The organism is Ideonella oryzae, from assembly GCF_024055665.1.
Lineage (GTDB): Bacteria > Pseudomonadota > Gammaproteobacteria > Burkholderiales > Burkholderiaceae_C > Ideonella > Ideonella oryzae.
On the sequence record NZ_JAMXMC010000015.1, the window covers coordinates 87,321 to 97,086 of the forward strand.

11 protein-coding genes and 1 tRNA gene are annotated in these 9,766 nt (G+C 69.1%); 11 read left to right on the top strand and 1 reads right to left on the bottom strand.

Annotated features, from left to right (window positions below):
* Nucleotides 1-407: 407 nt before the first annotated feature.
* Genes purU through M0L44_RS20280 form a run of 4 tightly spaced genes read left to right on the top strand, consistent with a single transcriptional unit; the run spans nt 408 to nt 3,352 of the window.
* Nucleotides 408-1,295 carry a formyltetrahydrofolate deformylase gene (purU, locus tag M0L44_RS20265; protein ID WP_252772001.1) on the top strand — a complete coding sequence of 296 codons (888 nt, stop codon included), beginning with the start codon at nt 408-410 and terminating at the stop codon, nt 1,293-1,295.
* Nucleotides 1,296-1,320: 25 nt separating this feature from the next.
* A complete protein-coding gene (locus M0L44_RS20270; protein ID WP_252772002.1) occupies nt 1,321-1,776 on the top strand; it encodes a YybH family protein in 456 nt (151 codons plus the stop codon).
* Nucleotides 1,777-1,824: 48 nt separating this feature from the next.
* Nucleotides 1,825-2,793, top strand: coding sequence for a YheT family hydrolase (locus M0L44_RS20275; RefSeq protein ID WP_252772003.1), 969 nt, complete (start codon nt 1,825-1,827; stop codon nt 2,791-2,793).
* Between the two features lie 16 nt (nt 2,794-2,809).
* Nucleotides 2,810-3,352, top strand: coding sequence for a DUF2946 family protein (locus M0L44_RS20280; protein WP_252772004.1), 543 nt, complete (start codon nt 2,810-2,812; stop codon nt 3,350-3,352).
* 61 nt (nt 3,353-3,413) lie between these two features.
* Here M0L44_RS20280 and M0L44_RS20285 read toward each other — a convergent pair whose 3' ends face one another.
* Nucleotides 3,414-3,950, bottom strand: a complete 537-nt coding sequence (locus M0L44_RS20285) for a c-type cytochrome (protein ID WP_252772005.1) — start codon at nt 3,948-3,950, stop codon at nt 3,414-3,416.
* A 194-nt stretch (nt 3,951-4,144) separates the two neighbouring features.
* On the opposite strand from M0L44_RS20285, the gene M0L44_RS20290 reads away from it, so the two are divergent.
* The 7 genes from M0L44_RS20290 to M0L44_RS20320 form a co-directional block, all read left to right on the top strand.
* Nucleotides 4,145-4,220, top strand: a tRNA-Arg gene (locus M0L44_RS20290).
* 116 nt (nt 4,221-4,336) lie between these two features.
* Nucleotides 4,337-5,077: a tetratricopeptide repeat protein gene (locus tag M0L44_RS20295; RefSeq protein WP_252772006.1), complete on the top strand. Its 741-nt coding sequence runs from the start codon at nt 4,337-4,339 to the stop codon at nt 5,075-5,077.
* Nucleotides 5,078-5,083: 6 nt separating this feature from the next.
* Complete coding sequence (locus tag M0L44_RS20300) at nt 5,084-5,569, top strand: MotA/TolQ/ExbB proton channel family protein (RefSeq protein WP_252772007.1); 486 nt, start codon at nt 5,084-5,086, stop codon at nt 5,567-5,569.
* The gene (locus M0L44_RS20305; RefSeq protein WP_252772008.1) at nt 5,566-5,880 is read left to right on the top strand and encodes a DUF2149 domain-containing protein; all 315 of its coding nucleotides are present in this window, start codon (nt 5,566-5,568) and stop codon (nt 5,878-5,880) included. The genes M0L44_RS20300 and M0L44_RS20305 overlap by 4 nt, the downstream gene beginning before the upstream one ends.
* Nucleotides 5,881-5,915: 35 nt before the next feature.
* Entirely contained in the window at nt 5,916-7,367 is a 1,452-nt protein-coding gene (locus M0L44_RS20310; protein WP_252772009.1) for a sensor histidine kinase, read from the top strand.
* Nucleotides 7,364-8,008 (top strand): response regulator, encoded by a 645-nt coding sequence (locus M0L44_RS20315; RefSeq protein WP_252772010.1) that lies wholly within the window; start codon nt 7,364-7,366, stop codon nt 8,006-8,008. The genes M0L44_RS20310 and M0L44_RS20315 overlap by 4 nt, the downstream gene beginning before the upstream one ends.
* A 993-nt stretch (nt 8,009-9,001) precedes the next feature.
* The coding region (locus M0L44_RS20320; protein WP_252772011.1) for a PKD domain-containing protein at nt 9,002-9,766 on the top strand (765 nt) is incomplete at its 3' end.

The window sequence follows — 9,766 nt, forward strand, 5'->3', positions numbered from 1 at the left end:
GACGGGCGGCGACAGGCCGCTCGGCAGAAGGGGGCAGGGCAGACCGTCGTTGATCTGGCGCCTGGGGAGCGCGGCCGGTGGGGCGGGGCTGCCAGGGGTGGAAAAAGGAGGCGCCTCCCAGCTCACCGGAAACCGATGTCCGGGAGAGCGCCTGTGTCCAAAACCGCTCTGGTACCTTACAACCTGACCGTGTGATCCTTGCGGACCACGGGAACAGTTATGCAACCCGCGTGCCAGCCTGTTTCCCCGGGGAAGAGGCCCGGCGAGCCCCTGCGGGCCGCCTCAGATTGCGGCGCGCTGCACCGCAACGGCGCCCCGCGCCGGGGCCGCGCACCAGAACAGGTGGTCGGGCCTGGGCGCAGCAAGCCGCTCGGGCTTCGGGGGGGCTCCGTACAATCGCGGGCATCATGTCCCGTCCCGAAGAAGAATTCATCCTGACCCTGTCGTGCCGCGACACCAAGGGGATCGTCCACAACGTCTCGGGCCTGCTGTATCAGGCCGGCTGCAACATCATCGACTCCCAGCAGTTCGGTGACGTGCAGGGCGAGGGGGCGACCGGCCTCTTCTTCATGCGGGTGCATTTCGAGGCGCCGCCGCACCTGGCGGACGTGGCCACGCTGGAAAACCTGTTCGCCCATGTGCGCGAGCAGTTCGGCATGGAGGCGCGCATCCGCGCCGCCGCCCAGCGCCCGCGTGTCTTGCTGATGGTGAGCCAGCATGGCCACTGCCTGAACGACCTGCTGTTCCGCTGGAAGAGCGGCCAGCTGCCGGTGGACATCCCGGCCATCGTCTCCAACCACACCACCTTCCAGTCCCTGGTCGAGAGCTACGGCATTCCCTTCCTCCACCTGCCGTTGGTGGGCGGCTCGGACGCCGAGACCAAGCGCGCCCAGGAAAAGCAGATCGAGGCGCTGATCGCCTCCGAGCGCATCGACCTGGTGGTGCTGGCGCGCTACATGCAGATCCTCTCGCGCGAGTTCTGCGAGCAGCTGCGCGGGCGCGCCATCAACATCCACCACAGCTTCCTGCCCAGTTTCAAGGGCGCCAAGCCCTATTACCAGGCCCATGCCCGGGGCGTGAAGCTGATCGGTGCCACCGCCCACTATGTGACGCCCGAACTGGACGAGGGCCCGATCATCGAGCAGGACGTGGCCCGGGTGGACCATTCCCTCTCGGCCGAGGACCTGACCGCCGTGGGCCGCGACGTGGAGTGCGTGGTGCTGGCCCGCGCGGTGCGCTGGCATGTCGAGCGCCGCGTGCTGATCAACGGCCACAAGACCGTGGTCTTCCGCTGACCTGCCACCGACGGAGTTCACGCCCATGCCCTCGTCCCGCGCCAAAGCCCAGACCGCCGCGCTGATGGCCTCGCCGGACGACGTGGAGGCCCAGTTCTACGAGGGCCTGCGCGAGGGCGATCTGGACAAGGTGATGGCGGTCTGGTCCGAGGAGGACGAGCTGCTGTGCGTGCACCCGGGCGGCCCGCGCCTGGTGGGCGCCGCCGCGGTACGCACCGGCTTCGAAGCCATCTGCAGCAACGGCGCGCTGAACATCCACGCCGAGAACGTGCGCCGCATGCAGACCCTGGGCTGCGCGGTGCACAGCGTGATGGAGCGCATCGAGGTCAGCGAGGACGACGCCATCCGCACCGGCTGGGTCATGGCCACCAACGTCTACCTCAAGACGGCCCTGGGCTGGCGCATGGTGGCCCACCACGCCAGCCCGGCGTCCGAGGACGCGCTGCCCGAAATCGTCGAGGTGCCGGCCGTTCTGCACTGAGGCGGCACCGCGCTGACTGCGGTCCTGAGCCCCGTTCCACCGTCGTTCATGCAGTCCTATCTTGCGCCCTTCTGGCTGCCCGGCGGCCATCTGCAGACCATCTGGGGCGCGCGCGTGTCCCGCCCCAATCTCGGCCCCAAGTCGGTGTACCAGCGCGAACGCTGGACGACCCCCGACGGCGACTTCATCGACGTGGACCTGCGCCCGGCGGTCGACCCGCAGGCGCCCTGGCTGGTGCTCTTTCATGGCCTGGAGGGCTCCTCGGACAGCGCCTATGCCCGCGCCTTTGCCGAGGTGGCGGCTGCGCGGGGTTGGTCCTATGCGGTGCCGCACTTTCGCGGCTGTTCGGGCGAGATCAACCAGGCCCCGCGGGCCTACCACTCGGGCGACTTCGAGGAGATGGGCTGGATCCTGGCGCGGCTGCGCGCGCGCAGCGCCCAGCCGCTCAGGGTGGTGGGCATCTCGCTGGGCGGCAATGCCCTGCTGCGCTGGGCGGGCGAGGCCGGCGAGGCGGCTGCAGCCCAGGTCGCGGCGGTGGCGGCGGTGTGCTCGCCGCTGGACCTGGCGGCGGGCGGCCATGCCATCGGCCGCGGCTTCAACCGGCAGGTTTACGGGCGCATGTTCCTGAACACCATGAAGCCCAAGGCCCGGGCCAAGCTGCTGCAGCACCCGGGCCTGTTCGACGGCGAGCGTCTGCGCCGGGTGCGCACGCTCTACGAGTTCGACGATCTGTTCACCGCCCCCTTGCATGGTTTTCGGGGTGTGGAGGATTATTGGGCCCGGGCCTCGGCCAAGCCGCACCTGGCCCGCATCCGCGTGCCGGCGCTGGCCCTCAATGCCCGCAACGACCCTTTTGTGCCGGCCGCCAGCCTGCCGCGGGGCGACCAGGTGGGGCGCCACGTCACGCTGTGGCAGCCGGCCCATGGCGGGCATGTGGGCTTCCCGGCCGGACGCTTCCCGGGCCATGTGCTGCACATGCCTGCCGCGGTGGCCGACTGGCTGGCGGCCCACGCCTGAAGACAAGGAGCCCGCGATGGACGAGATGGTGAAGGCCGCCCTGGCCAAGTGGCCCCATGTGCCGCACTGTTACGGCTGGCTGGGCCTGGACGCCCGGGGCGACTGGTACATGCGCGACGACCGCACCCAGGCCGCCGGCCCCTTCCCGCAGAGCAAAGGCAGCCGCATCCAGCACGACAAGCTGCGCGAGTTCATCGAACGCAACTACGAGGCCGACGCCCAGGGCTGCTGGTTCTTCCAGAACGGCCCGCAGCGGGTCTATGTCGAGCTGGAGGCCACGCCCCTCATCTGGCGTCTGCGCCGGGACGATGCCGGCGAACTGCATGTCCGGGCCCACACCGGGCTGCCGGCCGGCCCGGTCGTGGCCAGCTGGCTGGACGAGACGGGCCACCTCTATCTGCAGACCGGCCAGGGTCTGGGCTTGGTCCACAGCCAGGACATGGCCGTGGCGGCCGACGAGGTGGAGGCCGGTCGCTGGGATCCGCAGCCGGCGGACAGCGCCGCCCTGCCAGCGGGCTTCGGTTTTGTGCGCAGCCCGCAGGCCGCCGCCCACGCCTGAGCCACGGACATGAAAAAGCCGCCCGAAGGCGGCTTGCAGCATCCTCAGCTCAGCAGCGCGTTCACTGCGCGGCGCTGGCCGCCTCGGCCGGGGCCTTGGGTTCGGGGAATTTGGCGCCGGCGTTGTTGGCCATGTAGACCACCGCGCGCGACACTTCCAGTTCCGACAGGTCGGAGGCGCCACCCTTGGCCGGCATGGCGTTCTTGCCGTTCAGGGCCGAATGCAGCAGGGCGTCAAAGCCGGTCGCGATGCGCGGGCCCCAGGCGCCAGCGTCGCCGAACTTGGGCGCGTTCAGGGTGCCAGCGGCATGGCAACCCGAGCAGATCGCCTTGTAGACCTCTTCGCCGGTGCGGGCCACGCCGCCACCGGTGGACACGTTCAGGGTCAGCGCGCCCACTGGCTGAATGCGGGTGGCCACGGCCTCGGGGGTCATGGCGTCCGAGCCCGCGCCCTGCTTGGCGCCGTTGGACACATAGACGATCAACAGGACGATGATCAGGATGGGGATGGCGAACGAGGCCACCACGGTCAGGACCAGTTGCTTGGGCGTCTTGATCGGCCCTTCGTGGGCCTGTTGGGCGTCGTGGGCTTGGCTCATGAATTCCTCGTTCTTCGGGTGGGGACAGCCGATCGTGGCATGAAGCTCACGCGCGCGATCTCGGGCAAAACGAGCAGCATAAAGTGCTGCGTCTGCGGCTTGTCTGATTTGCAGCAAGGACCGCGCAGATTCTTCCCGGGGCATGCGCCGACGGCAAGCCTCGCAGGGCTGCTAGAATCCGCCGCTTCCATCGTGCGCCCGTAGCTCAATGGATAGAGTACTGGCCTCCGAAGCCAGGGGTTGCTGGTTCGATCCCAGCCGGGCGCACCACCATCTGTCTTCGGGCAGATTGCCCGGCCTTTGCGAGGCAAGCTGCCCTGTTCTCCCTGGGGCCCTGAGCGGCACAGTGGCGTGGTCTTCAGCCACCGCCCCTCGCAGGCCCCTCCATGAACCCCCACACACTTCCTCGCCAGGCCGGGATGGCCTGCGTCCTGCTGCTTTGCCTGGGCGCGGCCCGGGCCGAAGGCGGCGCCTGCGGCATGGCCCAGACGCCCGCCGCCTCGCCCAGCGACCTGGCCAACCAGGTCAGTGACCTGTCGCTGGCCCACTGGGCCGAGCAGCCGGCCGGGCCGGTCACCTGTTCCTATGGCTACTTCGCCGCCAAGTGCGGCGACTTCCAGACCGCCCACCGCATCTTCGACAAGTGCATTGCCAAGGGCTATGCCGGCGCGATGATCTGGAAGGGCCTGCTGCTGGAGGATGGCAGCGGGGTGCCGCGGGACCCGGTCCAGGCGGCAGCCCTCTACAAGCAGGCCGCCGAGAGCGGCTCCGAGCACTACGCCACCCTGGGCAAGCTGCACTACGCCAGCGCCCTGTACGAGGGCAATGGCGTGCCCAAGGACGAGGCCGCGGCCCGCCGGTGGTTCCAGCAGGCGGCGGCCGAGGGCAGTGCGGATGCGCAGGAGTTCCTGGCCACCGGCCACCACACCGGCTCGCGCAACCTGCGCGGCGAGGGGGTGGGCACACCCAGCGAGCCGGTGAGCGGCCAGCGCCTGCTGCGCCAGGTCAGCGCGGCACTGCCCACGCTGCCCGCCTTGCCGGCCTTGCTGGCGGCGGCCCTGGCTGCCCTGGTTGCTTTCGGCGCCTGGCGCCAGGGGCGCCGTCCGTCCTCCCAAGCCGCGAGCTGAACGACCATGCACACCACGATCGACGGTGCCCTGTATGGCACCAGCCAACTCTTTCTCGTGCCCGTGCTGCTGGGCATTGCCGTCCTCTTCGCCTATGCCTTCTACGCGCTGGGTGCCTGCCTGGTGCAGGCTGCGCAGCGCCACCGGGGCCGCGGCGCCGGCTTTGAGTTGCAGCAGGCCCGGGCCACCCAGCCGGCGCTGGACCTGGCCGCGCTGGAGCTGATGGCCCTGCGGCGCCTGGAGTTCGTGCGCATTAGCACGCGGGTGGCGCCCATGCTGGGCCTGGTGGCCACGATGATCCCGATGGGGCCGGCGCTCAACGCCCTGGCCGAGGGGCAGATCGCCGAGGTCTCGCGCGGCCTGACCATGGCCTTTTCGGCGGTCATCCTGGCCTTGATCGCCTCGGCCATCACCTATGCCATCGCCCAGGTGCGCCGGCGCTGGTACGCCAGCGACCTGCTGGCCCTGCAGGCGGCGGAGGTGCCGGCATGATCGGCGAGCGCCTGCTGGCCGAGGAGGACGACGATCCCGTCCTCTCCCTGGTCAATCTGATCGATGTCTTTCTGGTCATCATCGCCGCGCTGCTGCTGGCCATGGCGCAGCACCCGTTGAGCCCGTTCTCGAACGACAAGCTCACGGTCATCCGCAATGCGGGCCAGGCCAATATGGAGGTGGTCATCAAGAACGGACAGAAGGTGGAACGCTACAAGGCCGATGCCTCGGCCGGCGTCGGCAGCCGGGGGGTGAAGGCCGGGGTGGCCTACCGCATGGCCGATGGCGCCATGGTCTACGTGCCGGAGTGAGTCGCCCCCGTGCCTGATGCAAGATGCGGGGCCTGATGAACACCGCCCCGTTGCCACCTCCACAAGCCGCCGCTGCCGGCCCGGCGTCGGCGCCGCACCTGCTGCTGCTGGGCCGTGCCTTGCTGTGGCGGCTGGGCGTGGTGGCCTTGCTGGTCGTCGCCTGGCTGGCCTACAGCGACTGGCGTGAGTGGCGCCAGCGCACGGCCCAGGCCCTGCCCGGCACCGCGGCCCTGGCCGCGCAGCTGCTCAGCGATGACCTGGTCACTCGCGCCAATGCCTTCAACCGCACCGAGCTGAGCACCTCGCTGCAGCCGCTGGCGCTGCTGGGGCGCCACGCCCCGTTCTGCGCCGTGGTGACCGACATCCGCGGCCGCCTGCTGGACAGCGGCTGCCTGCCCAGCCCCGCAGACGATGCCGGCACGGCCGCCATGCTGACCCGCTGGCTGGCCGGCGGATCAGACAGCGCCTGGCGCCAGACCATGCCCCTCAATCTGTCCGAGGGCATGAAGGCCGGCACGGTGGAGGTGCAGCCCAACTGGGCGCTGGAGGGGCGCACGCTGTGGCAGCGCTGGGGCCTGCTGGCCGCCGCGGCTGCCGCGCTGATGCTGACGCTGTGGAGCGCTTCCCGGCTGGTGGCCCGTGCCCTGGCGCCGGCCAACCAGGTGCTGCAGGCGCTGGACCGGCTGGCCGCGGGGGACCTGGCGGTGCGTCTGCCGCCGATGCAGCTGCGCGAGCTCCACCGCATCGGTGTCGGCTTCAACCGCATGGCCGAGCGCCAGGCCGAGGTGCATCGCGCGCAGCAGCACCTGGCCCAGCATCTGTTGCAGGCCCGGGAGGCCGAGCGCCGGCGCCTGGCGCGCGAGCTGCACGATGAAATGGGACAGAGCCTGGCGGCCCTGCAGGCGGAGGCCGCGGCCATGTCGCTGATGACCGCCCAGGCCCTGCCCCAGGCGGCGACCAGCGCCCAGGCCATGGGCCGCACCACGGCCCAGTTGCTCGAAGGCCTGCAGCGCGTGCTGGCCGATCTGCGGCCCCAGGCCCTGGACCGTTTCGGCCTGGCGGTGGCGCTGCAGTCCCTGGTCGGCCTGCCCCGGCGACGGGCCGATGGCAGCACCCTGCAGGCCGTGCTGCAGCTGCCACCGGACCTGCCGCCGCTGCCGCACGACCACGACGTGCACGTCTACCGCATCGTCCAGGAGGCCCTGACCAACGCCCTGCGTCACGGCGATGCGCGCGAGGCCCGCGTGTGCCTGGCGCGCGAGGACGGCGGGCTGCGCGTCGAAGTGACCGACGACGGCCGGCCGGCCGCGTCCGACGGCCTGCCGGCACCCGGCCATGGCCTGCTGGGCATGCACGAACGGGTGATGGCCCTGGGCGGGCGCCTGCACTGGGCGCCGCCGCACGCGGACGGTGGATCGCATCTGCAGGTCTGGCTGCCGCTGGAACCTGTTGCGCGGGACGGTGCGCAAGAAGGGGGGGCGCCATGATCCGGGTGATGCTGGTGGACGACCACGCCGTGGTGCGGGAGGGCTACCGCCGCCTGCTGGAGCTGCAGGGCGATCTGCAGGTGGTGGCCGAGGCGGCCGATGGCGAGCAGGCGCTGCTGCGCTGGCGCGAGGCGCAGGACCGCGAGCCGGTGGATGTGATGGTGGTGGATCTGGCTCTGCCGGGCCTGGGCGGGCTGGAGCTGATCGCCCGTCTGCGCCAGCGCGACGCCCGCTGCCGCCTGCTGGCCTTCAGCATGCACCGCGACCCGGCCTGGGCCGCGCAGGCGCTCAAGGCGGGCGCTTTGGGCTATGTGACCAAGAGCAGCCCGCCCGAGCAGTTGGTGCAGGCGGTGAGGGCGGTTCACGAGGGGCGCCGGGTGATCAGCCCGGACATCGCCGGCGACGTGGCCGCGGCCCTGGTCGAGGCGTCGACCGATGCCGCGCCCCACGGCCTCTCGCCGCGGGAGTTCGAGGTGCTGCGCGCCCTGGTGGCCGGACGCAGTCCAGCCGACATCGCCGAGGCCCTGCACCTGAGCGTGAAGACGGTGCACAACGTGCACTACCAGATCAAGTCCAAGCTGGGCGTCGGCAGCGACTTCGAGCTGGCCCGACTGGCCTGGCAGCGGGGCTGGCTGGGTTGAGACTGCGGCTGGCCCGCAGCACCGAGATCAGATGGGCGGACCCGGCGCCTGCGGCTGCGCACGCTTGCACCCGAAGCGGGTCCCTCGCGTCGAACGTCCGGATAACCCTTGCTGGCCGCACCGAGGCGGTATCGCATCCCCTGGTTGGGTGGGCCTCGTCGGAATAGAAATGTCTCGATTTCTCTCGGGGATTGGTTTCCTGTTTTCCAGGATCGCCATGCGAATTTCTATGATGTGTGGGCGATTCAATTAAATTAATCAGGCAACTCTCGCCGCGGTGGAGAGTGATTTGATGGGGGCGGAAGGGTGTGGGGTTTGGGATATTGAGAGTGAGAATATCCAGGCCATGGATTGGCATGGTTGTCTGATCTGGATTCTCTTCCGCGACCTTGGCTCATTGTTCTGGATGGTGTCAATTCTCCTGCCCCATCAGCGAGCTCGAGGTGAATGAGATGTCAGTCAAGGCATGGCCGTGATCGGGATGGCGCGACTATGACGTTAAGGGAATCTTGACGTCTGGATGGGCATATTGATTACCCCGAGAAATCATGGGGTTGGATGGGGGGTGAACCGGTTTTGCACCAGCTGGGTGCATCGGAAAACTCTTGCACCACCTTGAAATGAATTGTCACAAAACCCTCCTCAGAAGTGGGGGTCTTTTGCCTAATAGTTCCGGAACGCTCGGAATGCCCCCCTTTTCTCGGCTTAAGTACCCCCCCGCCGATGCCGTTATACCGAGCGTGTACACGGTGCGCCTGCAGTCTTCAGGGCGCTATTTCAGGTTCAAGTCTGCGAGCAAACATGCACTCTCATATTCTTTCTTCTCGCGTGCTCACGGTTTCCGTGAGCATGGTCTTGGCGGCCGTCCTGGCTGCTTGCGGTGGTGGGGGCACGACCGCAAGTGATACCTCGGCGAATACTGCTTCGGCCACTTCCGACAACCTTTCCTCCGGGACGCGTGCTCAGGCTGCTGCGACCACGGATCCTGTTTGGGTGAAAATTGCCACCGAGTACAGCGCCTTCACCGTCAGCGGGACCCAGACCGTTCGCTTTGGCTCAGGCAGCAGCTGGGTCACCAAACAGGTGACGGGCAGCGGCAAGTGCAACACGTCCTTCTTTGGGTCCGATCCCGCGCACGGCATCGTCAAAGAATGCGACGTGGCGACCTACCCTGCCGGCAGTGGCACGGGCACGGGCACCGGCACCGGCACGGGCACGGGCACGGGCACGGGCACAGGAGCGACGACGGTGACGACGACGGTGACGGCGTCGCGGGTGACGGGGGTTGCGCCGCTGGCGGTGCTGTTTGATGCGACGGGCACGACAAACACGTCGAGCCTGGACAGCTTCCGGCAACTGAACTACGCGTTCAATTTTGGGGATGACCGTGGGTTGAAGTGGTCGGTGTCGGGGTTGCCCAAGAACACGGAGTCCTCGGGTCCGGTGGCAGCGCACGTGTTTGACGTGGCGGGCACGTACACGATCACCGTGAAGGCGACGAACCCGAGCACCGGGGAGACCTCCTCGGCCAACGTGACGGTGACGGTGACGGCACCGGATGCGGCCTACACGGGGACCAAGACGGTGTGCGTGTCGGCGGCCAAGAACTACACGGGTTGCCCCAGCGGAGCCTCTCAGACCACGGCGCTGCCCACGGGCACGGCGTGGAATGGCAAGCGCGTGCTGCTGGCGCGGGGCGAGAGCTTTGGCGACATCAGCATCCTGGACGGCAACGTCGGGGTGCAGGTGGGGGCGTAC